Here is a 25,574-nt window from a genome sequence, read left to right on the forward strand (position 1 = left end):
GGGCCTCTTCGCGGGTTTGCCCGCGAAGAACTCAACGCTTGTTCAAGCCTTTTGCCAATCGGTCGCCACCCAGCTGGATCAACGCCACCAGCGCCACCAGCATGGCGATCACGGTCAGCATGATCTGGCTGTCGAAGCGCTGGTAGCCATACCGGTAGGCGATGTCGCCCAGCCCTCCGGCACCGATCGCCCCGGCCATGGCCGAGGAGTTGATCAGGGTCACCAAGGTGATGGTGAAACCGCCGACAATACCCGGCAACGCTTCGGGCAACAACACATGCCAGACAATGTGCCAGCGCCGGCAACCCATGGCCTGCGCGGCTTCCACCAAGCCATGGTCGACTTCGCGCAGGCTGACCTCGGCGATCCGGGCAAAGAACGGCGTGGCGGCGATGGTCAGCGGGACAACCGCCGCCCACACACCATAGGTCGTACCCACCACCAGCCGGGTGAACGGGATCAGCGCGACCATCAGGATCAGGAACGGGATCGAGCGGAACAGGTTGACGAAGGCGCCAAGTACCCGGTTCAGCAAGGCTGCCTCGAATATGCCACCCCTGCCGCTGGTGACCAGCAGCAGTGCCAGGGGTATCCCCAGCAGCAAGGCGATAAGCGACGACACGCCAACCATCAGCAGGGTATCGAGCAAGCCTTCCAGCAGACGATCAAACCACATGGCCCAGCACCTCTACGTTGTCCGCCCAACGGCGGGCGCGTTGCAGCAATTGTTGGGTATCGTGCGGTGCGTGCTGCACCGACAGGATCAACTGGCCCAGGGCGTGCTCGCCAATGGTCGCCACGCCGCCCTGCAGCAAGCGCACGCGACCGCCCAGGTCGTGGAACAGGGCAGACAGTTCAGGCTCGCCAAGTACACTCAGTTGCAATACCACGGCGCAGTCACGGCTTGAGGGGTGGGCCTGCAGGCTGGCTTGCAGCGCCGCAGGCAGCCGCGCTTGCAGCGGCGCAAGCAGGGTTCGGGTGACCTCGTGGTGAGGGGCGCCGAAGACACGCCAGACTTCGCCCTGCTCAACCACCTCGCCGCGGTCCAGCACCACCACCCGGTGGCAGATATCACGGATGACCGCCATCTCGTGGGTAATCAGCACGATGGTCAGGCCCAGGCGCCGGTTGATATCGCGCAGCAGTTCCAGGATCGAGGCCGTGGTCTCCGGGTCCAGCGCGGAGGTGGCTTCGTCGCACAGCAGGATCTCGGGGTCATGCACCAGTGCCCGGGCAATGCCCACGCGCTGTTTCTGCCCGCCTGACAATTGCGCGGGGTACACGTGGTGTTTCTCCTGCAGGCCGACCAGTGCCAGCAGCTCCCGGACCTTGCGTTGTCGCTCGCCCTTGGCCACGCCCGCCACCTTCAAGGGCAGCTCGACGTTCTGCCACACTGTCTTCGCCGACAGCAGGTTGAAATGCTGGAAGATCATGCCGATACGCCGGCGCAGCGCCACCAGCTGGTCGTCATCGAACGCCGCGATGTCCACCTGGTCGATCAGTACCCGGCCGTGGCTGGGGCGTTCCAGGCGGTTGATGGTGCGTAGCAACGAAGATTTGCCGGCGCCGCTGCGGCCGATGATGCCGAACACTTCGCCCTGGCGAATGTTCAGGTCAATGCCGTGCAAAGCGGGTTGCGCCTGCCCAGGGTAGGTCTTGCCCAGGCCGATGAAGCGTACATGGGCTTGATTGATTTCCGGGTGCAGGGCGTGCTCCCTGGCCGTTGACGCTCGCGGTTGGGGGGTGGGCGCCTTGAATGCGCTGGCCTGGCTCATGTCAGCCTTCCCAACCGGCCTGGTACAGCTTGCCGTGAGCCTTGTCCAACGCTGCGCGTACGACAGGCGAATGTTGGTAGATGTCGACGAACTGTGCCAGGCGTGGGTCGTTTTTGCTCTGCGGGCGAATCACGAATTGAATCACGTACTCCTTGTTTTCCAGACCGTCGAACAGCAGCGCTGAACTGGCATCGAAGCTGTTGGCCAGGCGAATGTATGCCGGGTACCCCTGCACCAGGTCGGCGTCGTCATAGGCACGCACCAGCTGCACGGCTTCGACTTGCAGGATCTTCAGCTTTTTCGGGTTGGCGACAATGTCGTCCTCGGTGGCTTTGTAGCCAACCCCTGGCTTGAGCGTGATCAACCCGGCCTTGGCCAGCAGTTGCAGGCCGCGGCCGCTGTTGATCGGGTCGTTGGCGATGGCCACGCTCGCCCCTTCAGGCAGGTCGGCGAAGCTTTTGTACTTTTTCGCGTACAGGCCCACGTTGTTGATAATGCCCGGTGCATAGGGCACCAGGTCGAAGCCCGCAGCCGCCTTGGCATTCTCCAGGAACGGGATGTGCTGGAAGTAGTTCACGTCGATGTCGCCGCTGTTGAGGCTGACATTGGGCGCGATCCAGTCGCTGAACTCGATCAGCTTCACCTCCAGGCCTTGCTTGTGGGCTTCTTCCACGGCGGCTTCCAGCGGGATCGCAAAGGCCGAGGTAGTGCCGATCTTCAGGGGTTCGGCGGCCTGGGCAGTGGCGCACAGGCCGAGGGACAGGGCGATGGCCACGACGGGCCGGAACAGTTTTTCAAGCATGGTGCAGGGCTCCAGTCGGTGCAGGGGTAGGGGTGCGGGTAAAGCGGTAAGCCGAACCAGGGTGGTCGGCGGGCAAGTGCGGGTGGTCGGCCTGGAACAGTTTCTGGCGCAGGGTGCCCTCGGCGTACGCGGTCTTGTAGCGGCCGCGTTGTTGCAGTTGAGGAACGACCAGGTCGATGAAGTCCTCAAAGCTCTCCGGGGTGACGGTGCGGGTCAGGTTGAAGCCGTCCAGGCCGGTCTCGTCGAGCCAGGCGATCAACTGTTCGGCGACCTGCTCGGGGTCGCCGACCACCTTCACGTAGCGCCCGCCCAGCGCGTGCTGTTGCAACAGGCGCCGGCGGGTCCAGGCGTTGCCCTGCAACTGGCGGGTGGCTGACTGAATGGCGTTGCCCTGGCTGAAGGGGATCGGCTCGTCCAGTGCATAGGCCGCGAAGTCAATGCCGGTCGAGGCCGCAAAATGTGCGACGCCGGCCTCGGCGCTGGCGTGCTGCAGATACTCGGCATGCTTGGCCTGGGCCTGTTGCTCGGTCGCCGCGACGATCACCGTGATGCCCATGAAGACCTTGACCGCCTGCGGGGCGCGCCCGGCAGCCGAGGCAGCCGCGCGTACCTGCTCGACCTGGGCGCGGGCCGCGGTCTTGTCCTGAGCGCTGATGAAGACACATTCGGCATGTTGCCCGGCGAAGCCCAGGCCCCGTTGCGAACTGCCTGCCTGGAACAGTACCGGGGTGCGCTGCGGCGAGGGCTCGCACAGGTGGTAACCGTCGACCTTGTAGAACTCGCCATGGTGCTGCACCTTGCGCACCTTGTCGGGGCGGGCATAGATGCGCTGCTCGCGGTCAGCGACCACCGCGTCGTCAGCCCAGCTGCCCTCCAGCAGCTTGTACAGCACCTGCAGGTATTCGTCGGCCTGGTCGTAGCGGCGGTCATGTTCGGGTTGCTGTGCCAGGCCCATGGCGCGGGCGGCACTGTCGAGGTAACCGGTGACGATGTTCCATCCAACCCGGCCCTGGCTCAGGTGGTCCAGGGTGGATAGGCGTCGGGCGAACAGGTACGGCGCCTCGTAGGTCAGGTTGGCGGTAAGGCCAAAACCCAGGTGGCGAGTGACGGCGGCCATGGCCGAAACCAGCAGCAAGGGGTCATTGACCGGCAACTGGATGGCCTCCTTGAGGGTGACGTCCAGCGATTGCCCATAGATATCGTAGGTACCGACGATATCGGCGATGAACAGCCCATCGAACAGGCCGCGCTCCAGCAGGCGTGCGAGCTGGGTCCAGTACTCCAGGCTGGTGTACTGGGTCGAAGTGTCCCGTGGGTGGGTCCACAGGCCGTGGTTGATGTGCCCGACACAGTTCATGTTGAAGGCATTGAGCAGGATTTGCTTGGCCATCAGAGCGTCCCCCGGCGTGGCGGATTGACGTCGTTGAGGTAGTAATTGCCGATGGCGTGGTATTTCCAGCGGACCGGGTCGTGCAAGGTGTGCACGCGGGCGTTGCGCCAATGGCGGTCGAGGTTGTGCTCGGCCAGCGTCGCTTGGCTCCCACTCAGTTCAAACAGGGCAGTGCCGGCGGCAAGCGCGATTTCCGTGCTGATGGCACGCGCTTCGGCCACGGCGATGGACGCCGCGGCGACGGTGTTGGCGGTGCTGTCGTTGCGGGCGCGGTCGAGGTATTCGCCAGCGCGTTCCAGCAGGGCTTCGGCCGCGTGCAGGCGGATCGCCAGGTGACCGAAGCTTTTCAGCGTCAGTGGGTCATCGCTTGCCTTGTCCAGGCCTGCGTCGACCCATGGTCGGCTGCGGGTGCGCACGAAGTGCAGGGCATCCTCGTAGGCGGCGCGGGCGATGCCGGTGTCGATGGCGGCGTGAAGAAGCTGCGCCAGCGGGCCGACCGGGGTGGGGCGCTCGAAGGCACTCTGGAAAGGCACCACGTCCGCTGCGCTGACGTAAACGTTGTCCAGCAGAACCGAGCCACTGCCGGTGGTGCGCTGACCGAAGCCGCTCCAGTCGTCGATCACCTGCACGCCCTGGCTATCGGCCGGCACGAACACCAGGTGCTGCACGCCCTGTTCATCGACCACCGACGTGGGAATACGCTGGGCGTAGATGGCGCCAGTCGCGTAGAACTTGCGGCCATTGATGCGAAAGCCGTCACCGTCACGGCTCAGGCGGGTGGTGCGTTCGTTGGCGGTCTTGGTACCCAGTTCGGCCAGGGCATTGCCGAAACGGCGGCCGGCCAGTACTTCGCCATACAGCCGCTTCTGTTGTTCGGGGCTGCCGTTTACCCGCAGTACTTCCAGGCTGTAGAAATGATTCTGTGGGATCTGCCCCAGCGAGCCGTCGGCCTGGGCGATGCGGGCGATGACCTTGGCCAGGGTGACGTTGGACACGCCAGCGCCGCCGAAGGCCTTCGGCACACTGATGGCCCACAGGCCGGAGCGGGTGAACAGGTCCAGTTCGCTGTGCGGCAGCCGGCGTTCGCGGTCGCGCAGGGCGCTGTCGCGGCGCAGTTGTTGGGCGATTTCGTCGGCGACATGCAGGGCTTGGGTGTCGCTGGTGATGATTCTGATGGTCATGGGTTTCTCCGGGCCTTGGGAGCGCTATGCGGCCCATCGCGACACAAGGCCGCTCCTGCAGGGATACGCGGTTCCATGCCGGTCCGCGCCACGGGTAGGAGCGGCCTTGTGTCGCGATGGGCTGCAAAGCAGCCCCCAAGGCCATTGAATTCAGATCCAGGAATGCCGCGCGGGCAAGGTCCCGTTAAGGTGGTAAGCCCCAACCGCGTGGTACTTCCAGCGCACCGGGTCATGCAGCGTGTGCACCCGGGCGTTGCGCCAGTGGCGGTCGAGGTTGAATTCGGCAAGGGTGGCGCGGCTGCCAGCCAGCTCGAACAGCTTTTCGCTGGCCTGCAGGGCAATTTCAGTGGTCAGCACCTTGGCTTCGGCCACCGCAATGGACGCGCGCGCAGCGCTCGCGGCATCCACGGGCGCGGCGCTGACCTCGTCAAGCACCTGCGCGGCCTTGCGCAGCAACGCTTGCGCCGCATGCAGTTCAAGCTTCAGGCGCCCGACGTCAGCGATCACGTAAGGATCGTCGCTGGCGCGCTCGACATTGGCGTCGACCCAAGGCCGCGACTTCTCGCGAACGAACTTGATCGCATCTTCGATGGCCGCTTCAGCGATACCTGCATCGATTGCTGCCTGGATCAACTGCGAGACCGCGCCCTGGGTATTGGGTATATCGCGCTGGCGCCAGTTATCGATCACCAGCGCCGCCTCCACCGGCACCTGGTCCAGCAGTACCGTGCCGCTGGCGGTGGTGCGCTGGCCAAACCCGGACCAGTCATCGACGATGCGCAACCCCGGGCTGCCTCTACGTACGAACGCCAGGCGCTGACGGCCGTCGTCGTCCAGGGCTTTGACCGCCACCCAATGGGCGAACAGGGCGCCGGTGGAATAGAACTTCTCGCCACTGATGCGATAACCGTCGCCGTTGCGGGTGATACGCGCGGTGAGCGTGAGGGTGTCCTTGGTGCCGCGTTCGGGCCCGGCATTGCCGATGCGCCAGCCTTCGAGCACGCTGCGGAAAACAAACGCCTGTTGCGCTTCGCTTGCCGTCAGGCGCAGCAATTGCAGGATGCCGAACTGGTTCTGCGGGATCTGCCCCAGGGCCGGGTCGGCGGCGCTGATCAGGCGGAACACTTCGGCGATGGTGGCGAACGAAACATCGGGACCACCGTGGGCCTTGGGTACGCTGATGCTACCCAGCCCGCTGCGGGTGAACAGCTCGACCTCGGCCCATGGCAGCTTGCGTTGCTGGTCGCGGCGGGCGGCATGCTCGCGGGCGACCTCGGCCAGTTCGCGTGCCACTTGCAAGGCTTCGGCGTCGTTGCGCAACACCTTGGCTGGCAGCAACGGGGGAGCGCTGTCGAGATCGCTGTGTAATAGGCTGTTGGGTTGGCTGGACATCAGTACCGCTCCTTGGCTGTACTCAATGCCCTGGCGTTACGCACTGGGGAAATTGTGATGCTGACCATTCCTGACCTCGCGAAAAGTAAAGCCGCTACAGCTGGTCGCGGCGAACGTGTGCTGGTCCGGTGGTCCGGTTGATATACCCTAATGCTTTATAAAAATTTAATGAACTAACTCTTTGGAATATATATAGAAGGAGAGATTTCCGCGGCTACGCCGACCTCTTCGCGGATGAACCCGCGAAGGGCCCAGAGCAGGCCTACTCGGAAGCAGCAGTCCCAAGGAACTTGCGCAAGAACTGCCGGGTACGCTCTTCCTTCGGCGCAGCAAACAGCGCTTTGGCCTCGCCTTGCTCCACGATCACGCCTTTGTCGAAGAAGATCACCCGGTTAGCCACGTCACGGGCAAAGCTCATTTCGTGGGTGACGATGACCATGGTACGCCTTTCTTCCGCCAGGCCGCGAATGGTCGCCAGCACTTCACCCACCAGTTCCGGGTCCAGCGCCGAGGTCGGCTCGTCGAACAGAATCACCTCGGGCTCCATGGCCAAGGCGCGGGCGATGGCCACCCGCTGCTGCTGGCCACCGGACAGGCGACGCGGGTAGGCATCTTCCTTGCCCGCCAGGCCAACCTTGGCCAGCAAGCGGCGGCCCAGTTCGACAGCCTGTTCGCGCGGGGTCTTCTTGACGATCACCGGCCCCTCGATCACGTTTTCCAAGGCTGTGCGGTGCGGGAACAGGTTGAAGTTCTGGAACACGAACCCGGCCTGCTGGCGCAACCGGCGGATCGCACTTTGCTGCCCCCCCAGTGGGTGGTTGGCATCGATGCTGATGGCGCCGATCTTTATCTGCCCGGCGTCGGGCGTTTCCAGCAGGTTCAGGCAGCGCAGGAAGGTGGTCTTGCCCGAGCCGCTGGGGCCGATGATGGCCACCACCTCGCCGGGCTGTACGGTCAGGTCAATGCCGTTGAGCACGGTCTGGCCCTTGAACCGCTTGGTCAGGCCTTTGACTTCAATCATGCTCAATGCTCCTGGTCATGCTGGTTGACCCGCGCTTCCATACGGTTCTGGAAGTGCGCGAGGATGCTGCACAGCACCCAGTAGATAACCGCCACCGCCACGTACATGGTGAACACTTCGAAGGTGCGTGCAGTAATCAGCTGGGCCTGGCGGAACAGCTCGGGTACCTGGATGGTGGCTGCCAGGGCGGTGTCCTTGACCAGCGAAATGAAGCTGTTGCCCAGCGGTGGCAGGGCGGTGCGCAGGGCCTGGGGCAGGATCGCCCGGCGCATGGCCTGCACCCGGGTCATGCCGATGCTGGCCGCGGCTTCCCATTGGCCACGGTCAATCGATGAAATCGCCGCGCGCAGGATTTCGCAGATGTAAGCCGCCATGTTCAGCGACAGGCCAATCAGCGAGGCCGGGATGGGGTCAAGTTCGATCCCGATCTGCGGCATGCCGAAATAGATCACGAACAGTTGCACCAGCAGCGGCGTGCCGCGAAAGAACGACACATAGATCCGCGCCAGCCAGTTGAGCGGCAGTACCTTCGACAGCCGCATCAGCGCCAGGGCAAAGCCCAGCACCAGGCCGAAGAACATGCCGCCCACGCTGAGCAGTACGGTGTAACCCGCGCCCTTGAGCAGGAAGGGCGCGGAGTCGGCGACGAGTTGCAGGCTTTCAGCGATCATTTAGTGACATCGGCACCGAAATATTTTTCCGACAGCTTGGCCAGCGTGCCGTCAGCCTTGAGCTTGTCGATGGCCTTGTTGATGGCCGCCAACAGTTCAGGCTCGCCCTTGCGCAGAGCCACGCCGCTTTCCAGGCGCGAGAAGGCAGGGCCGGCCAGTTCGGTGTCCTTGGCTTTTTGCGCGTATTCCAGCGCCGCCAGGCGGTCGATCAGGATGGCGTCGATGCGGCCGTTGCGCAGGTCGGCGAATTTGCTCGGGTCGTCTTCATAAGTGCGCACCTCGGCTTTCGGTACGTCTTGTTTCACCCACTGCTCGTAGTTGGTGCCTAGACCCACGCCGACTTTTTTGCCGGCCAGATCCTGTGCACCATTGATATTCAGCTGCTCGGCCTTCTTCTTGAGAATCAGCGCCTGGATGCCGGAGATGGTGTAAGGCTCGGAGAAGTCATACTTCTTCTTGCGTTCTTCCGAAATGGTCACCTGGTTGACCACGATGTCCAGCCGTTTGGACTCCAGCGCGGCGAGAATACCGTCCCACTTGGTTGGCTGGATCTTGGCCTTGACCCCCAGCTCTTTGGCCAGCAGTTCGGAGAGCTCGACTTCAAAACCGGTCAGCTTGCCGTTTTCATCCTGAAAGCTGAACGGCGGGTAGGTGCCTTCGAGGCCGACGTTGATCACGCCTTTTTCCTGAATGGTTTTCAGCTCTTCGCCGGCGAAGGCCTGGCCGAGCAGACCAGCACCCAGCATAAGGGCCAGGCTGGCATTGAGTAGCGGTTTGGCGAACTTCGACATGGCAGAGCCCCGCGCGTGTTGTGTAGGGAGAGGGTGGCGACTATAGAATTGGCTTTTTAGGCCTGGAAATAATAAAAAATTATTTTGTTATTTCCATTTTGTTCGTTATCAGAGCGTGATTGCTTTGAGGGTAGGCGAGGTTGCCTGCGCCGTCACCGCAGGGTGTGCCCGACATGGCGCAGGATGGAATAAAGCGTAGTTTTTTCCAAGAGGCGGATTTGCCGTAGAGTGGATTGCACGCAGGCACGCCCGGCCCTTTCGCGGGCATGGCGAAACAACCCGATGGCCTATACGGCAGGAGAAAACCGTGAGCGAACAACCATTATCCGGGCGCTGGCAGTTGCAGAGCATCGTAACCGGCCTGCGCGGCGCGCGTGAGCAGTGGCGCACCCGCAATGGCCGCAGCAGCGGCGAGCAGGGTGGCCGCGAGCTGCCGTCGCGCGAGGCGATGCGGCAGATACTCGAGCAACTCTGTGGTGCGCTGTTCCCTATGCGCCTGGGCCCGGTCGACCTGCGCGAAGAAAGTGAAGATTTCTACGTGGGCCACACCCTCGATGCCGCCCTGACCGCCTTGCTGGCCCAGGCCCGACTGGAGCTGCGTTACGCCGCCCGGCAAAGCCAGGCCGAGCTGGCCGGTGTGGATGCTCACGCGCTGAGGCTGGTACAGGATTTCGCGGCAGCCTTGCCAGCGCTGCGGGTGTTGCTCGACACCGATGTGCTGGCTGCCTACCACGGCGACCCGGCGGCCCGTAGCGTCGATGAGGTGCTGCTGTGCTACCCCGGCGTGCTGGCAATCATCCATCACCGCCTGGCGCACCATCTGTACCGGGCAGGTCTGCCACTGCTGGCGCGCATCAGTTCGGAACTGGCGCATTCAGCCACCGGTATCGACATTCACCCTGGCGCGCAGATCGGGCCGGGTTTCTTCATCGACCACGGTACGGGGGTGGTCATCGGCGAAACCGCGATCATCGGCGAGCGCGTGCGTATCTACCAGGCTGTGACCCTTGGCGCCAAGCGTTTCCCAAGCGACGAGTCGGGCACCTTGCACAAAGGCCTGCCACGCCACCCAATCGTCGAAGACGATGTGGTGATCTATGCCGGCGCCACGGTACTGGGGCGCATCACCATCGGTAAAGGCTCGACCATTGGCGGCAACGTGTGGCTGACCCGCAGTGTGCCAGCCGAGAGCAACATCACCCAGGCCAACTTGCAGCTGGATTGCCAAGACAAGCATTGACCTGAAATTTGCCTGGCGTGCACCGGCACTTTTCAAGGTGAAACGGGCTCTTACAAGGACCGCACAGCGAGCGACCGATGTGCGCGCCAGGCGCGGGTTTGCCCGCGAAAAGGCCGGGCCAGAAGCGCGCCAGTCGGCGCCCCAATTCGCATTGAACACCGATCCATGTTTAACTTGAACGCTTGTTCAATGAAAAACGCTGGTCCGCTGCCGGTGTTCAACAGGAGGATTCCTTTGCTGAACCCGTTCATTCCGAACCTCACGTCTTTTGACGAGGTGCCTGCCCCATGAGTGCACCGACCCCATCCCTTTCCACCAGCAAGATCCGCATGAACCCGCCGGTGTTCTACTTTGCGGCAAGCTTCATCCTTATCTTCGGCCTGGTGGTCATCTCCAACCCGCAAACCGCAGGCGACTGGTTGCTGGCGGCGCAGAACTGGGCGGCCAATACGGTCGGCTGGTACTACATGTTGGCAATGACCCTGTACCTGGTCTTCGTGGTGGTCACCGCCTTGTCCGGCTACGGCAAGATCAAGCTCGGTGCCGACCACGACGAGCCCGAGTTCAGTTACCTGTCATGGGCCGGCATGCTGTTTGCGGCTGGCATCAGCATTACGTTGTTCTTCTTCTGTGTGTCCGAACCGCTGACCCATATGCTGCAGCCGCCCCAAGGCGAAGCGGGCACTGCCGAGGCCGGGCGCCAAGCCATGCAGATCCTGTTCCTGCACTGGGGGTTGCATGGCTGGGGCGTGTTCGCCTTCGTCGGCATGGCGCTGGCCTACTTCGCCTACCGCCATAACCTGCCGCTGGCGTTGCGTTCGGCGCTGTACCCGCTGATCGGCAAGCGCATCAACGGGCCGATCGGTTATGCGGTGGACGGCTTCGGCATCATCGCCACCGTGTTCGGCCTCGGCGCCGACATGGGCTTTGGCGTGCTGCACCTGAATGCCGGCCTGGATTACCTGTTCGGCATCAGCCACAGCCAGTGGGTGCAGGTGATCCTCATCACCCTGATGATGGGCGCGGCGGTGGCCGTAGCCGTTGCCGGGGTAGAGAAGGGCGTGCGGGTAATGAGCGACATCAACCTGTTCCTGGCCTGCGCATTGCTGCTGTTCGTGCTGTTCGCCGGGCCTACCCAGCACCTGTTCAACACCCTCATCCAGAACCTTGGCGATTACCTGGGCGCCTTGCCGCGCAAGAGCTTCGACGTGTATGCCTACGGTGAGAACCGCGACTGGCTGGGTGGCTGGACAGTGTTCTACTGGGCCTGGTGGATTGCCTGGGCGCCGTTCGTGGGCTTGTTCATTGCGCGCATTTCCCGCGGCCGTACCATCCGCGAGTTCGTCTTTGGCGTGCTGCTGATCCCGCTGGGCTTCACCCTGGCGTGGATGTCGATCTTCGGCAACAGTGCCCTGGACCAGGTCATCAACCACGGCATGACCGCGCTGGGCCAGTCGGCCTTGGACAACCCGTCCATGAGCCTGTACCTGCTGCTGGAAACCTACCCCTGGAGCAAGGTGGTGATCGCCACCACGGTGTTCATCAGTTTCGTGTTCTTCGTCACCTCGGCCGACTCTGGCACCGTGGTGCTGTCGACCTTGTCGGCCACCGGTGGGGATGCCGATGAGGACGGGCCGAACTGGCTGCGCATTTTCTGGGGCGCGATGACCGCGCTGGTCACCAGTGCGCTGTTGTTCGCGGGCAGCATCGATTCGCTGAAGTCGGCGGTGGTACTGACCTCGCTGCCGTTCTCGTTGATCTTGCTGTGCATGATGTGGGGGTTGCACAAGGCGTTCTACCTGGAGTCGCAACGGCAGATCGCGCAAATGCACTCGCTGGCACCGTTCGCCCAGTCACGCCGCGGCCGCGGCGGCTGGCGCCAGCGCTTGAGCCAGGCGGTGCACTTCCCGTCGCGTGACGAGGTGTACCGCTTCATGGACGATGTGGTGCGCCCGGCGATTGCCGATGTGCGTGAGGTGTTCGAGCAAAAAGGCCTGGTGCTGATTACCCAGGATGACCCAAGCCACGACAACGTCAGCCTGAAAGTGGGGCATGGTGAAGAACAGCCGTTCATTTACCAGGTGCAGATGCGTGGCTACTTCACGCCATCGTTCGCCCTGGGTGGGCTGGGCACGCAGGAGTTGAAGAACCGCCGCTACTACCGGGCGGAGGTGTACCTGAGCGAAGGCAGCCAGAACTACGACCTGGTTGGCTACAGCAAGGAGCAGATCATCAACGACATCCTCGACCAGTACGAGCGGCACATGCAGTTCCTGCATCTGGTCCGCTGACCAGGCGTTCCTGCTCTGGCCTCTTCGCGGGTAGGCCCGCTCCCACAGGTACATCACAGGTTTCGAAGCCGGTGCCGGACCTGGACTGCCCCCAAGAAGTTGGACACCAATCCAATTTCTTGGGGTGTCCATATGAGCAAGTACTCAGACCAATTCAAGCTTACAGCCGTTCATGCCTACCTGGAGGGTGGTGAAGGTTTCCGAAAAGTAGCCCAGCGACTTGCAGTGGACTTCAGCCTGCTGCGGCGCTGGGTCTCCAGCTTCCAGAAACATGGCCAGTTCAGTCTGCGTAAACCAGGCCAGCGGTACAGTGCGACCTACAAGCGCTCAGTCCTTGAGTACATGCACAAGCATCAGCTTTCCTTGCGCCAGACCGCCGCCCATTTTGGTCTTGGTCAGTCTTCGCAGATAGGCATTTGGGCGCGGCAGTACTACAGTGGAAGTCCGGCTTCGCCTGCTCCCAAGAGAAGAAAACCTGCTGCCATGTCGAAAAAGCCTTACCCCATCAAACCCACAACCTCTGATGACACCGATAAAAGCCGCGACCAGTTGCTGGCTGAGCTTGAATGGCTGCGCATGGAGAACGCTTACCTAAAAAAGCTGGAAGAGTTGAAGAAGCAGGAGCGAAGGCAGCCCAAAAAACCCTGATCGTGTCTGCGCTCAAGGACAGGTTTCCTTTGGCCGCTGTTCTGGAGTTGGCGGATCTGCCGCGCAGTACGTTCTATTACCAGCTTCAAGCGCAGGCCAAACCTGATAAGCATGCTGCTCTGAAGCAGATGATTCAGCGTGTCTATCACGAGGAAAAAGGGCTTTACGGTTACCGGCGCGTTGCGATCGTGATCCGCAATGGCGGGACCTTGGTTAACAAAAAAGTGGTGGAGCGTTTGATGATCGAGCTTGATCTTCGCTCACTCGTGCGGCCGAAAAAATATCGGTCGTACAAGGGAGTCGTCGGCACCATCGCGCCCAACCTGCTGGAGCGAAACTTTATCGCCCAGCGCCCGAATCAGAAGTGGGTGACCGATGTGACCGAGTTCAAAGTGGCTCAGGAAAAAGTCTACCTCTCCCCCGTGATGGACTTGTACAACGCCGAAATTGTGGCCTACGAAGTGGCCAGCAGGCCATGCCTTGGGCTGGTTACCAACATGCTGGGCAAGGCCTTCAAGCGCCTGGGAAACAAGCCGAAACTGGTACTCCACTCGGATCAAGGCTGGCACTACCAACACTCGCAGTACCGCCACAAGCTGGCCGAGCAAGGGGTGAAGCAGAGCATGTCACGCAAAGGAAACTGCTTGGATAATGCGGCTATGGAGAGCTTTTTTGGTACGCTTAAGTCCGAATTTTTCTACCCGCAGCGCTTCAAGAGCGTTGAAGAACTGAAATCCGGTCTGGATGAGTACATCCACTACTACAACCATGACCGCATCAAGCTAAAGCTCAATGGCATGAGCCCTGTGAAATACAGGGCTCATGCTGCAGGGGCTGCTAGCTGAAACTGTCCAACTTATTGGGGGCAGTCCAACCTGTGGGAGCGGGCGTGCCCGCGAAGAGGCCAGAACAGGCAACAACTAAAAGGGCACATCCCCGAGGATCGTCGCCCGGTGCATCACCCGCCGATTGGGCCGGTAGTCATCCACGGCAAAATGCTGGGTCACGCGGTTGTCCCAGAACGCCACGTCATTCTCCTGCCAGCGCCAGCGAATGCTGAACTCCGGCCGTGTGGCATGGGCGAACAGCAGCTTCAGCAACGCCTCGCTCTCCAGCTCGCTCAGCTCATTGATGCGCGTGGTAAACCCCTCATTGACGAACAACGCCTTGCGCCCGCTCACCGGATGCGTACGCACCACCGGGTGCGACAAGGGTGGGTTGTTGCGCCGCGTGGCTTCCCAGCGCGCCAGGTCTTCAGCGGTGGTGCCAAAGCGTTCCAGCGGGAACGACTTGGTGAAGTCGTGAGTGGCGGTCAGCCCGTCGAGCATACCCCGCAGCGGCGACGACAAGGCCTCGAAGGCCGCTATGCCGCTGGCCCACAAGGTATCGCCACCGTAGGCCGGCAACTGCTTGGCACTGAGCACCGCACCCAGTGCCGGGGTTGGCAGGAAGGTCACGTCGGTGTGCCACACGGCGTTGTCGCGCACATCAGTGACCGCCGTGTCGAGCACCAGCACCTGCGGGGTGTCCGGCACGTTGGGGTAGATCGGGTGAATGTGAAGGTCGCCGAAGCGGGCGGCAAAGCGCGCCTGTTGTTCCGGGTTGATCGGCTGGTCGCGGAAGAACAGCACCTGGTGCTGCAGCAGCGCCTGTTCAATGGCGTCGCGTTGTGCTGCGGTGATGTCGCGGCTGATGTCCACGCCGCTGATCTGGGCGCCGAGCGCGGGGCTGAGGGGAGTGATGGTCAGGCTCATGTCAGTCTCTTCAATCAGGCGCCAGTGTGCTGGCGTGGACAATAGGGTTCAGTGGCTTTGCCCGTGCCAGGGCACCAGCTTGCGTTGCAGGGCGCGCAGGCTCATTTCCAGTGCGAAGGCGATCAAGGCGATCAGCAGGATGCCCAGCACTACTACGTCGGTAACCAGAAACTGCGCCGCCGACTGCACCATGAAGCCCAGGCCACTGGTGGCGGCAATCAGCTCGGCGGCGACCAGCGTCGACCAGCCAACCCCCAGGCCGATGCGGATCCCGGTGAGGATGTCGGGTAGCGCGCTCGGCAGGATCACGTGCCGGATCAGCTGAGCCTTGCTTGCGCCCAGCGACTGCGCTGCACGCAACTTGGCCGGGTCGACGGTACGTACGCCGGTGGCGGTGGCAATGGCGATCGGCGCAAAGATCGCCAGGAAGATCAGCAACACCTTCGACAGCTCGCCGATGCCGCACCAGATGACAATCAAGGGCAGGTAGGCCAGCGGCGGTATCGGCCGGTAAAACTCGATCAGCGGGTCGAGGATGCCGCGTGCCACGCGGTTGTAGCCGATGGCGATGCCCACTGGGATGGCCGTCAGCGTGGCGGCCAGCAGGGCCACGCCGATGCGCCCCAGGCTGGCGCCCAGGTGCTGCCACAGGCTCGCATCCATGTAACCCTGGGTCAGCAAGGTCCAGCCCTTGGCCAGGATGTCGCCGGGCGAGGGCAGGAACAGCGGCTCGACCCAGCCGGCGGCGGTCACCAGCCACCACGCCAGCAAAAGGCTGGCGAGGGTCAGGGTGCTGATCCAGCGGGTGGAACGTGGCTGGCGCAGCTTGATGGCTGGCCTGTGTTGGGCGTTGTGTTTGCCGGTTACCGGCAGGTCCAGGCTGCTCATGCGCGCTCCTGCAGGCTTTGGCGTTGGGAAAACACCCGCGCCAGTACGTGCTCGCGGGTTTCGATGAAGGCCGGGTCGGACTTGATCGCCCGGGCCGATTCGCCAGCGGCATAACGCTGGCCGAAGTCCAGTTGCAGGCGTTCCACCACGCGCCCCGGGTTGGGTGCCAGCAGAACCAGTTCGCTGGCCAGGAATACCGCTTCTTCGATGTCGTGGGTAATCAGGAACACCGGCTTGGCGGTGCGCTGCCATACCTGCAGCAGCAACGCCTGCATCTGCTCGCGGGTGAAGGCATCGAGGGCGCCGAACGGTTCGTCCATCAATAGCACCCGTGGGTCGGCTGCCAGCGCCCGGGCCAGGCCCACGCGTTGCTTCTGGCCGCCGGACAACTGCCAGATGCGCCGCTCGCCGAAGCCGGCGAGGTCGACCAGGGCCAGCATCTCGCGGGCTTTGGCTTCACGCTCGGCGCGTGGTACGCCGGCCAGCTCCAGGCCGAATGCGACGTTGCCCAGCACGTTCTGCCATGGCAGCAGCGCGTCGTCCTGGAACACCACACCGCGCTCGGCTCCAGGCCCTTGCACCGGTACACCGTCGAGGGTGATGCGGCCGCCACTGGGGGTAACGAAGCCGGCGATCAGGTTGAGCAGCGAGGTTTTGCCGCTGCCGGATGGCCCCAGGGCCACCAGCAGTTGGCGCGGCCCCAGGCTCAGGTTGATGTCGGCCAGCACCGGGGTGGCGGCACCGGGGTACTGTGCGCTGATGCGCTCCAGTTCGAGCAAGGCCATGGCGGGCTCCGGTTCAGTTTGGAAGGAACTTGGCGCTGACGTACGGCGAGTAGTCCGGCAGTACGGCGTCAACCTTGCCTTGCTGCTTGAGGAAGTTGGCCGTGTCGGTCAGTGCCTGGGTGGTCGGTGCGCCCAGTGCGCTGGCCTGGTCGGCGGCCAGTGGGTAGACGTTGCCCTGCAGCAGCACCGGAATGTCGCTGGCCTTGGCGCCGGACAGCTTCACCAGTTTGTCTACGTTGCCCTTGTCAGCCAGCCAGGCTTGCGGGTCTTTGCGGTGTTCGGCGTAGGCATCGAGGGTGACCTTGGCAAAAGCCTTGACCACGTCGGGGTGCTTCTCGGCGAAGTCCTTGCGCACGATCCAGGCATCGAAGGTGGGTGCGCCTTTTGCGGCCAGCTCGCCCGAGGTGATCAGCACCTTGCCGTTTTCCTTGGCCACGCCCAAGGCCGGGTCCCAGACGTAGGTGGCGTCGATGTCGCCGCGTTTCCAGGCGGCAATGATCGCAGGGGGCGCGAGGTTGAGTATCTGCACCTTGGAGGGGTCGATGTTCCAGGTCTTCAGGGCTGCCAGCAAGCTGTAGTGGCCAGTTGAAACGAAGGGCACGGCGACTTTCTTGCCGACCAGGTCTTGTGGCGTCTTGATGCTGTCGCGGGCGACCAGTGCCTCGCCTGCGCCAATCTGCGTTGCGATCAGAAACGTCTCGACCGGCAGCTTGCGGGTGGCGGCGGCGGCCAGTGGGCTGGAGCCCAGGTAGCCGATCTGCACGTCACCGCTGGCTACTGCGGTGATCACATCGGCGCCGTTATCGAACTTGCGCCAGTCAATGCTGGCCTTGCTGGCTTTTTCGTAGTCGCCATCTACCTGCGCCACCTTGGCGGGGTCGACGGTGGTCTGGTAGGCGACGGTCAGGTCGGCCGCCTGGGCCAGCCAGCTGGCGCTGGCGAGGGTCAGGGCGGCGAACAGGCGCAGCGGGGCATGCGGGATCATGGTGGACCTCTCGTCAGGCAAACTGGGGTATGGCGAGAAGGCTAAATGATCTAAGAAATTTAAAATAAATAACTTTTTTGCATTAGCTTAGGAGGTAAAGCTGTAGGAGCGGCCTTGTGTCGCGATGGGGCGCGAAGCGGCCCTGACGATGGTTGCTGCGACGCTGAGCGTTTAGAGCCGCTTCGCGCCCCATCGCGACACAAGGCCGCTCCTACAAAGCCTGCGAAGGGCCATAACCTGGGTCAATGGCGAAATCAGATCAGCCTGCTAGGCTTCTCCGTCCCTATAGAACATTAAGGAATTAGGTTATTAGCAAACGTTTGCAAATAGCTGAATGCTATTAGAACCCGTATAGCTACAACGATTGGTTGCAAAGGTTCGTTACATATTCCCTAAAAATCTTAGAAATTCACAAAACGGTCATTTTGGATTTATAGGATTGTCATTATCCTGTAGCGCAGGTGGCGCCTTAGACCAAAGTCGAGAAACGTTTAGAAACGTTTGACTTACCAGTCACACTTTGGGACTAAATCGCCAATCCACGGTGAGCGGGGCACAAGACCCTGCCGCCAGAGATACACAAAAATTAGAACGTAGAGGAGCACAACATGTACAAGTCCAGCCTGGCCGTGGCCGTGGCACTGGGGGTTTTTGCCCAAACAGCAGGCGCTGCCGGTTTCGTGGAAGACAGCAAACTGTCCCTCAGCTCGCGCACCATGTATTACGACAACGATAACCGTGATGCCCATGCAAGCAGCTCCACTAACTTCAAGCGTCCAGATCAGCGTGAAACTGGCCAGGGTTTCAAGCTCGACTATATCTCAGGCTTCACCGAGGGTACCGTTGGCTTTGGTGTTGACGCCCAGGCCCTATGGGGTATCCACCTGGATGGCGGCCGCGGCTATCACAAAAGCGGCTTCATGCCAGACGCCAGCAATGGCTCGTCGGTTAATCAGTGGGCCCGCGTTGGCGCTAACGCCAAGGCGCGTTTTTCTAAGACCGAAGCCCATTTTGGTAGCGCTCTGGCGCCGAACCTGCCGATCTTAGTCGCGAACGATGGCCGTGTGCTGCCGCAAACCTTCGAGGGTGGCACTATCCAGTCGAAGGAAATCGACAACCTGACCATCAACGCCGGTCAGCTGACTCACGCCATGGGCCGTGCGTCGAGCAACCGTACTGGCCTGTCGGTCGCTGGCGCCACTGCCGACAGCAACAAGTTCCGCTACGGCGGCCTGGACTACAAGCTCACTCCAGACCTGACCCTGCAGTACTACTACTCGAACCTGGACGACTTCTACAAGCAGCACTTCCTGGGTGCCACCCACGTCTTCAAGATCGCCGACGACCAGTCGTTCAAGACCGACCTGCGCTACTTCGACAGCAGCAGCGACGGCAACAACGGTCACGGCGGCGGCTACAACTTCAGCAACAACGGTGGTTACGCCAAGAACACTGGCAAGGTCGACAACAAGACCTGGTCGGCCATGTTCACCTACACCCTGGGTGGCCACGCGCTGATGCTCGGTCGTCAGCAAGTCAGCGATGACGGCGGTTTCGTCTGGCTGAACCAGGGCAACGTGGTTGACGGTAACGGTCGCCCTGAAGGTGCTGGCGGTGCCAGTTTCTACCTGTTCACCGACAGCATGATCAACCAGTTCGCCCGTGCCGGTGAGAACACCAACTTCGGCCAGTACTCGTATGACTTCGCTTCGCTGGGCGTTCCGGGCCTGAAGGCTTCGGTTTCCTACCTGCGTGGTGACGACATTCGCTACAAGAGCGGCCACGGCACCTACAACGAATGGGAACGTGACGCTCGCGTCGACTACACCATTCAGCAAGGTACCCTCAAAGGTCTGGGCTTCAGCTTGCGCCAGGGTGTGTACCGTGGTGGCAGCAGCGAAGCCAGCGCCGACCAAGACCAGACTCGCTTCATCGTGAACTACACTTACAGCTTCCTGTAAGTCGTAGCGACACCCAAGAGCCTCGCCTAGTGCGAGGCTTTTTCATGTCTGCGGATTTGTATGTAAAAAAGTTATAAATAAATCATTATTTATTCTTTTTGTTTTTAATCAATTGCAGGCACAGTCTATTCACACGCTGACCACAACCCAGCCCAGGAGCCGCAGCCTATGAGCCTAAAACTCGGCGATATCGCCCCCGATTTCGAACAGGATTCCAGCGAAGGCAAGATCCGTTTCCATGAGTGGCTGGGTAACAGTTGGGGTGTGCTGTTCTCCCACCCGGCTGACTTCACCCCAGTATGCACCACTGAGCTGGGCCTGACTGCCAAGCTCAAGGACGAATTCGCCAAACGCGGAGTCAAGGCCATTGCCTTGTCGGTCGACCCGGTCGATTCGCACCACAAATGGATCGCCGACATCAACGAAACCCAGAACACCGTGGTCAATTTCCCGATCATCGCCGACGCCGACCGCAAGGTTTCAGACCTTTATGACCTGATCCATCCGAACGCCAGCGACACCCTGACCGTACGCTCGCTGTTCGTGATCGACCCGAACAAGAGGGTGCGGCTGACCATCACCTACCCGGCCAGTACCGGGCGCAATTTCAATGAAATCCTGCGGGTGATCGACTCGCTGCAGCTGACCGACAACCACAAGGTGGCCACGCCAGGTAACTGGCAAGACGGCGACGACGTGGTGATCGTGCCTTCGCTCAAGGACGAAGAAGAGATCAAGCAGCGCTTCCCCAAAGGGTATCGTGCCGTCAAACCCTATCTGCGCCTGACCCCCCAGCCCAATCGTTAACGCATTCCTCGTTGCATCGCTCTTAGCCACACAGGGATTTTCGGGCCGTTTCGACGGCCCTTTTTTTTGCACTTTCACCGTTACCCGCCCCCTGTAGGAGCGGCCTTGTGTCGCGATGGGCCGCAAAGCGGCCCCAAGATCGCGACGCCACAAAATAACAATAAGGAATAAACAAATAAAAAAATATGATTTATAGATATATAAACTGACTGCTAATGTCACCCCCAACAGAACACAAGGAAGCGCTGCAATGTTGGTCGTCTCAATCGGTGGTAGCCCAAGTCCACGTTCACGCTCCGGCGTGCTGCTGGAGCGTTCGCGCCAGTGGCTGCAGCATCGCGGCGTCGAAGTGGTGACGTTCCAGGTACGTGACTTCCCTGCCGAAGACCTGCTGCATGCCCGTTTCGACAGCCCGCAGGTACAGCACTTCCAGCAACTGGTGGCCCAGGCCGATGGCCTGATCGTCGCCACACCGGTGTACAAGGCATCGTTCGCCGGTGCTCTGAAAACCTTGCTCGACCTGCTGCCCGAACGCGCTTTGGCACACAAGATCGTGTTGCCGATCGCCACCGGCGGCAGCATCGCCCACATGCTGGCGGTGGATTACGCACTCAAGCCCGTGCTGTCTGCACTCAAGGCGCAAGAGACCCTGCAAGGGATCTTCGCTGACGACAGCCAAGTCGCTTACGCAGAGGGCAGCAAGCCCGCGCAACTGCTCCCCGCGCTGGAAGAACGCCTGCAGGACTCGCTGGAAACCTTCCACGTTGCCCTGGCCCGTCGGCCGCGCCCCGTGGCCCCCGGTGTACTGAACGAACGCCTGCTCAGTGCTCGCTGGAGCATCTGACCGGTTTTATCCGCTTTACCACCTTACTCGCCCGCCAACGAGGCAAGCAGGTGCAACCCGAACCCTATCGCACAGGAGAGCGCCATGCGCACAGTCTTCTTGCGTCGCGGTCTGGTCGCCCTGTTCGCGGCGGCTGTGTCCTTCGGCGCCATCACCCAAGCCCAGGCCGAGAGCCTGCGGATCGGTTATCAGAAATACGGCACCCTGGTGCTGCTCAAGGCCAAGGGCACGCTGGAGAAGCGCCTGGCCGAGCAGGGCGTACAGGTGCAGTGGACCGAGTTTCCCGGCGGCCCGCAGCTGCTTGAAGGGCTGAACGTCGGCTCGATCGATTTTGGCGTCACCGGTGAAACACCACCGGTATTCGCCCAGGCCGCCGGCGCCGACCTGCTCTATGTGGCCTACGAACCGCCCGCGCCGCACAGCGAAGCGATTCTCGTGCCCAAGGGTTCGCCGGTACAGTCGGTGAAGGATCTCAAAGGCAAGAAAGTTGCCCTCAACAAAGGCTCCAATGTGCACTACCTGCTGGTGCGTGCACTGCAAGACGCGGGCCTGCAGTACAGCGACATCCAGCCGGTTTACCTGCCGCCGGCCGACGCCCGAGCAGCCTTCGAGCGCGGCAGTGTCGACGCCTGGGTGATCTGGGACCCGTACCAGGCCGCCGCCGAGCAACAGTTGCAGGCGCGCACCCTGCGTGACGGCAAGGGCCTGGTCGACAACCATCAGTTCTATCTCGCTACCCGCAACTACGCGACCGAGCACCCAGCGGTGATCAACACCGTTATCGAGCAAGTGCGCGCCGTGGGCGAGTGGTCGCAGGCCAACCCGCAGGAAGTCACCGACCAGGTGGCGCCGCTACTCGGCTTGCCTGCCGACATCACACTTACCTCGGTCAAACGCCAAGGCTACGGCGCCGCGCCCCTCAACCCGGAGGTAGTGGCGGCGCAGCAGAAGATCGCCGACACCTTCCAGGCGCTCAAGCTGATACCCAAGCCGTTGAGCATCAAGGATGTGATCTGGACACCCCCGGCCAAGGTCGCTAGCGCGCCTTGAATGATGCGCCCATGCCGGGGCACCGCCCCGGCTCGTGCCCCCCTTGAGGAGACAACTCCAATGAGTCTGAACATTTTCTGGTTCCTGCCCACCCACGGTGACGGCAAGTACCTGGGCACTGCCGATGGCGCCCGCGCGGTCGACCACGGTTACCTGCAACAGATCGCGCAAGCTGCCGACCGGCTTGGTTTTGGTGGGGTATTGATCCCGACCGGGCGCTCCTGCGAGGACTCCTGGCTGGTCGCGGCCTCGCTGATCCCCGTGACCCAGCGCTTGAAGTTTCTGGTGGCCCTGCGCCCCGGCATCATCTCGCCAACCGTGGCGGCTCGGCAGGCAGCCACCCTCGATCGCCTGTCCAACGGCCGGGCGCTGTTCAACCTGGTCACCGGCGGCGACCCTGACGAGCTGGCCGGTGACGGCCTGCACCTGAACCACCAGCAGCGCTACGAGGCGTCGGTCGAGTTCACCCGTATCTGGCGCAAGGTGCTGGAAGGCGAAAACGTCGATTATGACGGCAAGCACATTCAGGTGAAGGGCGCCAAGCTGCTCTATCCGCCGATTCAGCAGCCCCGCCCACCGCTGTATTTCGGCGGTTCTTCAGAAGCTGCCCAAGACCTGGCGGCTGAACAGGTCGAGTTGTACCTGACGTGGGGTGAGCCACCGGCAGCCGTGGCCGAGAAGATCGCCCAAGTGCGCAAAAAGGCCGCTGCTCAAGGCCGCGAAGTACGTTTCGGTATCCGCCTGCACGTGATCGTGCGCGAAACCAACGAAGAAGCCTGGGCCGCCGCCGACCGCCTGATTTCGCACCTGGACGATGACACCATTGCCCGTGCGCAGGCCTCGCTGGCGCGCTTCGACTCGGTGGGCCAGCAGCGCATGGCCGCCCTGCACGGCGGTAACCGCGACAACCTGGAAGTCAGCCCCAACCTGTGGGCGGGTGTTGGCCTGGTGCGTGGCGGTGCGGGTACCGCGCTGGTCGGTGATGGCCCGACCGTGGCCGCGCGGGTCAAAGAGTACGCCGAGCTGGGCATCGATACCTTCATCTTCTCCGGCTACCCGCACCTGGAAGAGTCGTACCGAGTGGCCGAGCTGCTGTTCCCGCACATTGACGTGAACCGCCCGGAACAACCCAAGGCGGGTGGCTACGTGAGCCCGTTCGGCGAGATGGTAGCCAACGACATCCTGCCCAAGTCCGTCGCGCAGAGCTGAGGGCCAGGCCATGAGTCGTGCAACTTCCAACAACCTTGCCCAGCGGCTGGCGCCATGGGCGCTGCCGGTGCTGCTGCTGGCCGCCTGGCAGCTGGCGGTCAGTGCTGGCTGGCTGTCGACGCGCATCTTGCCGGCGCCTAGCGCCGTGGTCAGTGCTGGCGTCGAGCTGGTGCGTAGCGGTGATATCTGGACCCACCTGGCCATCAGTGGCTGGCGTGCCGGGCTGGGCTTCGTCATCGGCGGCAGCATCGGCCTGGTGCTGGGCTTCATCACGGGCCTTTCGAACTGGGGCGAGCGACTGCTCGACAGCTCGGTGCAGATGATACGCAACGTGCCGCACCTGGCGCTGATCCCGCTGGTGATCCTGTGGTTTGGTATCGATGAGTCGGCGAAGATCTTCCTGGTCGCGCTGGGCACGTTGTTCCCGATCTACCTGAACACCTACCACGGCATTCGCAATGTGGACCCGGCGCTGGTGGAAATGGCCCGCAGTTATGGGTTGTCCGGCTTCAGCCTGTTCCGCCAGGTGATCCTGCCGGGGGCGCTGCCGTCGATCCTGGTGGGCGTGCGCTTTGCCCTGGGCTTCATGTGGCTGACCCTGATCGTTGCCGAAACCATCTCGGCCAACGCGGGCATCGGCTACCTGGCCATGAACGCCCGTGAATTCCTGCAGACCGACGTGGTGGTGCTGGCCATCGTTTTGTACGCCGTGCTCGGCAAGCTCGCCGACCTCGCCGCCCGTGGCCTGGAGCGTGTGTGGTTGCGCTGGCACCCAGCCTATCAAGTGGCGAAGAAGGGGGGCGCATGACCGTGCTCAAGGAACAGCCGCCACGCCTGCTGCGTGGCATCCCGCTGGCCGCCAACGGCGTGCGCAAGGCCTTTGGCCAGCGCGAAGTTTTGAAAGGTATCGACCTGCACATTCCGGCCGGCCAGTTCGTGGCCATTGTTGGCCGCAGCGGCTGCGGCAAGAGCACCTTGCTGCGTTTGCTGGCCGGGCTCGACCAGCCCACTGCCGGGCAGTTGCTGGCCGGGGCCGCGCCGCTGGACGAAGCGCGCGAAGAAACCCGCCTGATGTTCCAGGACGCACGCCTGCTGCCTTGGAAGAAGGTGATCGACAACGTGGGCCTGGGTCTGTCTGGCGACTGGCGCTCGCGAGCGCTGGATGCCCTGGAGGCGGTTGGCCTGGCCGACCGCGCCAATGAGTGGCCGGCGGCGCTTTCAGGTGGCCAGAAGCAGCGCGTGGCGCTGGCCCGGGCACTGATCCATCAGCCGCGCCTGCTGTTGCTGGACGAGCCGTTGGGCGCGCTGGATGCCCTGACCCGTATCGAGATGCAGCAACTGATCGAACGCCTGTGGCGTCAGCACGGCTTTACCGTGCTGCTGGTTACCCACGATGTCAGCGAGGCCGTTGCCGTGGCTGACCGGGTGATCCTGATCGAAGACGGCGAGGTCGGGCTCGACCTCACTGTCGACCTGGCACGGCCTCGGGCGCGTGGTTCGCACCGCCTGGCTGCGCTGGAAAGCGAAGTGCTCAACCGTGTGCTGTCGGCCCCGGGCGCTGCGCCCGAGCCGGATCCTGTAGCCCCTCTGCCCACGCAACTGCGTTGGGCGCACTGAACCCCCAGAAGCCAAAAGGAAGCCAATCATGACTATCAAAGCCATCAACGTTCGCAACCAATTCAAAGGCACTGTGAAAGAAATCCTCGAAGGGCCGGTACTGTCGGAAATCGACGTGCAGACGGCTTCGGGCATCGTCACTTCGGTGATCACTACCCGCTCCGTGCGTGAGCTGGAGCTGCAGGTGGGCAGTGAAGTGATTGCCTTTGTGAAGTCGACGGAAGTGTCTATCGCCAAGCTGTGATGAAAGTGGCCCGCGGGCCGCTTTGCGACCCTTCGCGGGCACGCCCGCTCCCACAGGGGATCGCGCATTTCTTGAGTGTGGGAGCGGGCGAGCCCGCGAAGGGCTGCAAAGCAGCCCCAATACCGCTTAACTCGCGGGGCTGCTTTGCAGCCCGATCGCGACACAAGGCCGCTCCTACAGGTACTGCACAGGTTTTCGGCCTTGTGCCTTTCCCTGTGGGCGCCGGCT

24 protein-coding genes are annotated in these 25,574 nt (G+C 62.4%); 11 read left to right on the plus strand and 13 right to left on the minus strand.

From position 1 onward, the window contains the following. Positions 1 to 31: 31 nt before the first annotated feature. The 9 genes from FPB55_RS00890 to tcyJ form a co-directional block, all read right to left on the minus strand. Complete coding sequence (locus FPB55_RS00890; RefSeq protein ID WP_144187356.1) at positions 32 to 676, minus strand: methionine ABC transporter permease; 645 nt, start codon at positions 674 to 676, stop codon at positions 32 to 34. After that, positions 666 to 1,775 (minus strand): ATP-binding cassette domain-containing protein, encoded by a 1,110-nt coding sequence (locus FPB55_RS00895; protein WP_009682223.1) that lies wholly within the window; start codon positions 1,773 to 1,775, stop codon positions 666 to 668. The genes FPB55_RS00890 and FPB55_RS00895 overlap by 11 nt, the downstream gene beginning before the upstream one ends. A gap of 1 nt (position 1,776) precedes the next feature. Continuing rightward, positions 1,777 to 2,577 carry a MetQ/NlpA family ABC transporter substrate-binding protein gene (locus tag FPB55_RS00900; protein ID WP_009682224.1) on the minus strand — a complete coding sequence of 267 codons (801 nt, stop codon included), beginning with the start codon at positions 2,575 to 2,577 and terminating at the stop codon, positions 1,777 to 1,779. After that, positions 2,570 to 3,967 (minus strand): LLM class flavin-dependent oxidoreductase, encoded by a 1,398-nt coding sequence (locus FPB55_RS00905; protein WP_115293236.1) that lies wholly within the window; start codon positions 3,965 to 3,967, stop codon positions 2,570 to 2,572. Before FPB55_RS00905 ends, FPB55_RS00900 begins: the two co-directional genes overlap by 8 nt. Further along, on the minus strand, positions 3,967 to 5,148 hold the full coding sequence (locus FPB55_RS00910) for an SfnB family sulfur acquisition oxidoreductase (protein WP_009682226.1): 1,182 nt from the start codon (positions 5,146 to 5,148) through the stop codon (positions 3,967 to 3,969). Before FPB55_RS00910 ends, FPB55_RS00905 begins: the two co-directional genes overlap by 1 nt. Positions 5,149 to 5,298: 150 nt before the next feature. Then, on the minus strand, positions 5,299 to 6,540 hold the full coding sequence (locus tag FPB55_RS00915) for an SfnB family sulfur acquisition oxidoreductase (RefSeq protein ID WP_115293238.1): 1,242 nt from the start codon (positions 6,538 to 6,540) through the stop codon (positions 5,299 to 5,301). A gap of 262 nt (positions 6,541 to 6,802) precedes the next feature. Next, positions 6,803 to 7,561 carry an L-cystine ABC transporter ATP-binding protein TcyN gene (gene tcyN / locus FPB55_RS00920; protein ID WP_009682228.1) on the minus strand — a complete coding sequence of 253 codons (759 nt, stop codon included), beginning with the start codon at positions 7,559 to 7,561 and terminating at the stop codon, positions 6,803 to 6,805. Between the two features lie 2 nt (positions 7,562 to 7,563). Continuing rightward, a complete protein-coding gene (gene tcyL, locus FPB55_RS00925; protein WP_009682229.1) occupies positions 7,564 to 8,232 on the minus strand; it encodes a cystine ABC transporter permease in 669 nt (222 codons plus the stop codon). Next, positions 8,229 to 9,023 carry a cystine ABC transporter substrate-binding protein gene (gene tcyJ / locus FPB55_RS00930; protein WP_115293239.1) on the minus strand — a complete coding sequence of 265 codons (795 nt, stop codon included), beginning with the start codon at positions 9,021 to 9,023 and terminating at the stop codon, positions 8,229 to 8,231. Before tcyJ ends, tcyL begins: the two co-directional genes overlap by 4 nt. Positions 9,024 to 9,330: 307 nt before the next feature. Between tcyJ and epsC the strand changes: the two genes are divergently transcribed. The 3 genes from epsC to FPB55_RS00950 all read left to right on the plus strand — a co-directional run bounded on the left by epsC (position 9,331) and on the right by FPB55_RS00950 (position 14,047). Then, the gene (gene epsC, locus FPB55_RS00935) at positions 9,331 to 10,263 is read left to right on the plus strand and encodes a serine O-acetyltransferase EpsC (protein WP_009682231.1); all 933 of its coding nucleotides are present in this window, start codon (positions 9,331 to 9,333) and stop codon (positions 10,261 to 10,263) included. 287 nt (positions 10,264 to 10,550) lie between these two features. Next, positions 10,551 to 12,554: a choline transporter BetT gene (gene betT / locus FPB55_RS00945; protein ID WP_009682232.1), complete on the plus strand. Its 2,004-nt coding sequence runs from the start codon at positions 10,551 to 10,553 to the stop codon at positions 12,552 to 12,554. Between the two features lie 132 nt (positions 12,555 to 12,686). Beyond that, a protein-coding gene (locus tag FPB55_RS00950; RefSeq protein ID WP_238706607.1) for an IS3 family transposase occupies positions 12,687 to 14,047 on the plus strand; the annotation gives its coding sequence in 2 pieces (ribosomal slippage) (positions 12,687 to 13,155 and positions 13,155 to 14,047; 1,362 coding nt in all). A 75-nt stretch (positions 14,048 to 14,122) separates the two neighbouring features. Here FPB55_RS00950 and tauD read toward each other — a convergent pair. The 4 genes from tauD to tauA are packed head-to-tail and all read right to left on the minus strand — an operon-like array spanning position 14,123 to position 17,614. Continuing rightward, positions 14,123 to 14,956 (minus strand): taurine dioxygenase, encoded by an 834-nt coding sequence (gene tauD / locus FPB55_RS00955; RefSeq protein WP_125855083.1) that lies wholly within the window; start codon positions 14,954 to 14,956, stop codon positions 14,123 to 14,125. A 48-nt stretch (positions 14,957 to 15,004) separates the two neighbouring features. After that, the gene (tauC, locus tag FPB55_RS00960) at positions 15,005 to 15,844 is read right to left on the minus strand and encodes a taurine ABC transporter permease TauC (protein ID WP_029884771.1); all 840 of its coding nucleotides are present in this window, start codon (positions 15,842 to 15,844) and stop codon (positions 15,005 to 15,007) included. Then, entirely contained in the window at positions 15,841 to 16,629 is a 789-nt protein-coding gene (gene tauB / locus FPB55_RS00965; protein ID WP_029884770.1) for a taurine ABC transporter ATP-binding subunit, read from the minus strand. The genes tauC and tauB overlap by 4 nt, the downstream gene beginning before the upstream one ends. Positions 16,630 to 16,642: 13 nt before the next feature. Then, the gene (tauA, locus tag FPB55_RS00970; protein WP_144187358.1) at positions 16,643 to 17,614 is read right to left on the minus strand and encodes a taurine ABC transporter substrate-binding protein; all 972 of its coding nucleotides are present in this window, start codon (positions 17,612 to 17,614) and stop codon (positions 16,643 to 16,645) included. A gap of 608 nt (positions 17,615 to 18,222) precedes the next feature. Between tauA and FPB55_RS00975 the strand changes: the two genes are divergently transcribed. From FPB55_RS00975 to FPB55_RS01010, 8 genes are all read left to right on the plus strand, one after another. Next, positions 18,223 to 19,575 carry an OprD family porin gene (locus FPB55_RS00975; protein WP_125855710.1) on the plus strand — a complete coding sequence of 451 codons (1,353 nt, stop codon included), beginning with the start codon at positions 18,223 to 18,225 and terminating at the stop codon, positions 19,573 to 19,575. Between the two features lie 168 nt (positions 19,576 to 19,743). Further along, a complete protein-coding gene (locus FPB55_RS00980; protein WP_115293242.1) occupies positions 19,744 to 20,382 on the plus strand; it encodes a peroxiredoxin in 639 nt (212 codons plus the stop codon). 250 nt (positions 20,383 to 20,632) lie between these two features. Beyond that, positions 20,633 to 21,226, plus strand: coding sequence for an NADPH-dependent FMN reductase (gene ssuE / locus FPB55_RS00985; protein ID WP_029884767.1), 594 nt, complete (start codon positions 20,633 to 20,635; stop codon positions 21,224 to 21,226). A gap of 84 nt (positions 21,227 to 21,310) precedes the next feature. Continuing rightward, positions 21,311 to 22,276 (plus strand): sulfonate ABC transporter substrate-binding protein, encoded by a 966-nt coding sequence (locus tag FPB55_RS00990; protein ID WP_047150041.1) that lies wholly within the window; start codon positions 21,311 to 21,313, stop codon positions 22,274 to 22,276. Between the two features lie 60 nt (positions 22,277 to 22,336). Beyond that, entirely contained in the window at positions 22,337 to 23,485 is a 1,149-nt protein-coding gene (gene ssuD, locus FPB55_RS00995; RefSeq protein WP_029884765.1) for an FMNH2-dependent alkanesulfonate monooxygenase, read from the plus strand. A 10-nt stretch (positions 23,486 to 23,495) separates the two neighbouring features. Then, on the plus strand, positions 23,496 to 24,293 hold the full coding sequence (gene ssuC / locus FPB55_RS01000; RefSeq protein ID WP_115293243.1) for an aliphatic sulfonate ABC transporter permease SsuC: 798 nt from the start codon (positions 23,496 to 23,498) through the stop codon (positions 24,291 to 24,293). Further along, a complete protein-coding gene (ssuB, locus tag FPB55_RS01005) occupies positions 24,290 to 25,102 on the plus strand; it encodes an aliphatic sulfonates ABC transporter ATP-binding protein (protein ID WP_125855711.1) in 813 nt (270 codons plus the stop codon). Before ssuC ends, ssuB begins: the two co-directional genes overlap by 4 nt. Before the next feature lie 28 nt (positions 25,103 to 25,130). Further along, a complete protein-coding gene (locus tag FPB55_RS01010) occupies positions 25,131 to 25,346 on the plus strand; it encodes a molybdopterin-binding protein (protein ID WP_003255829.1) in 216 nt (71 codons plus the stop codon). Positions 25,347 to 25,574 lie beyond the last annotated feature (228 nt).

This window comes from Pseudomonas sp. BJP69 (assembly GCF_007633355.1).
Lineage (GTDB): Bacteria > Pseudomonadota > Gammaproteobacteria > Pseudomonadales > Pseudomonadaceae > Aquipseudomonas > Aquipseudomonas juntendi.

Excerpts from the sequence above, each read along its gene's own strand:
- FPB55_RS00890 (WP_144187356.1), bottom strand. The coding sequence starts at position 676 with ATGTGGTTTGATCGTCTGCTGGAAGGCTTGCTCGATACCCTGCTGATG.
- FPB55_RS00895 (WP_009682223.1), bottom strand. The coding sequence starts at position 1,775 with ATGAGCCAGGCCAGCGCATTCAAGGCGCCCACCCCCCAACCGCGAGCG.
- FPB55_RS00900 (WP_009682224.1), bottom strand. The coding sequence starts at position 2,577 with ATGCTTGAAAAACTGTTCCGGCCCGTCGTGGCCATCGCCCTGTCCCTC.
- FPB55_RS00905 (WP_115293236.1), bottom strand. The coding sequence starts at position 3,967 with ATGGCCAAGCAAATCCTGCTCAATGCCTTCAACATGAACTGTGTCGGG.
- FPB55_RS00910 (WP_009682226.1), bottom strand. The coding sequence starts at position 5,148 with ATGACCATCAGAATCATCACCAGCGACACCCAAGCCCTGCATGTCGCC.
- FPB55_RS00915 (WP_115293238.1), bottom strand. The coding sequence starts at position 6,540 with ATGTCCAGCCAACCCAACAGCCTATTACACAGCGATCTCGACAGCGCT.
- tcyN (WP_009682228.1), bottom strand. The coding sequence starts at position 7,561 with ATGATTGAAGTCAAAGGCCTGACCAAGCGGTTCAAGGGCCAGACCGTG.
- tcyL (WP_009682229.1), bottom strand. The coding sequence starts at position 8,232 with ATGATCGCTGAAAGCCTGCAACTCGTCGCCGACTCCGCGCCCTTCCTG.
- tcyJ (WP_115293239.1), bottom strand. The coding sequence starts at position 9,023 with ATGTCGAAGTTCGCCAAACCGCTACTCAATGCCAGCCTGGCCCTTATG.
- betT (WP_009682232.1), top strand. The coding sequence starts at position 10,551 with ATGAGTGCACCGACCCCATCCCTTTCCACCAGCAAGATCCGCATGAAC.
- tauD (WP_125855083.1), bottom strand. The coding sequence starts at position 14,956 with ATGAGCCTGACCATCACTCCCCTCAGCCCCGCGCTCGGCGCCCAGATC.
- tauC (WP_029884771.1), bottom strand. The coding sequence starts at position 15,844 with ATGAGCAGCCTGGACCTGCCGGTAACCGGCAAACACAACGCCCAACAC.
- tauB (WP_029884770.1), bottom strand. The coding sequence starts at position 16,629 with ATGGCCTTGCTCGAACTGGAGCGCATCAGCGCACAGTACCCCGGTGCC.
- tauA (WP_144187358.1), bottom strand. The coding sequence starts at position 17,614 with ATGATCCCGCATGCCCCGCTGCGCCTGTTCGCCGCCCTGACCCTCGCC.
- FPB55_RS00975 (WP_125855710.1), top strand. The coding sequence starts at position 18,223 with ATGTACAAGTCCAGCCTGGCCGTGGCCGTGGCACTGGGGGTTTTTGCC.
- FPB55_RS00980 (WP_115293242.1), top strand. The coding sequence starts at position 19,744 with ATGAGCCTAAAACTCGGCGATATCGCCCCCGATTTCGAACAGGATTCC.
- ssuE (WP_029884767.1), top strand. The coding sequence starts at position 20,633 with ATGTTGGTCGTCTCAATCGGTGGTAGCCCAAGTCCACGTTCACGCTCC.
- FPB55_RS00990 (WP_047150041.1), top strand. The coding sequence starts at position 21,311 with ATGCGCACAGTCTTCTTGCGTCGCGGTCTGGTCGCCCTGTTCGCGGCG.
- ssuD (WP_029884765.1), top strand. The coding sequence starts at position 22,337 with ATGAGTCTGAACATTTTCTGGTTCCTGCCCACCCACGGTGACGGCAAG.
- ssuC (WP_115293243.1), top strand. The coding sequence starts at position 23,496 with ATGAGTCGTGCAACTTCCAACAACCTTGCCCAGCGGCTGGCGCCATGG.
- ssuB (WP_125855711.1), top strand. The coding sequence starts at position 24,290 with ATGACCGTGCTCAAGGAACAGCCGCCACGCCTGCTGCGTGGCATCCCG.
- FPB55_RS01010 (WP_003255829.1), top strand. The coding sequence starts at position 25,131 with ATGACTATCAAAGCCATCAACGTTCGCAACCAATTCAAAGGCACTGTG.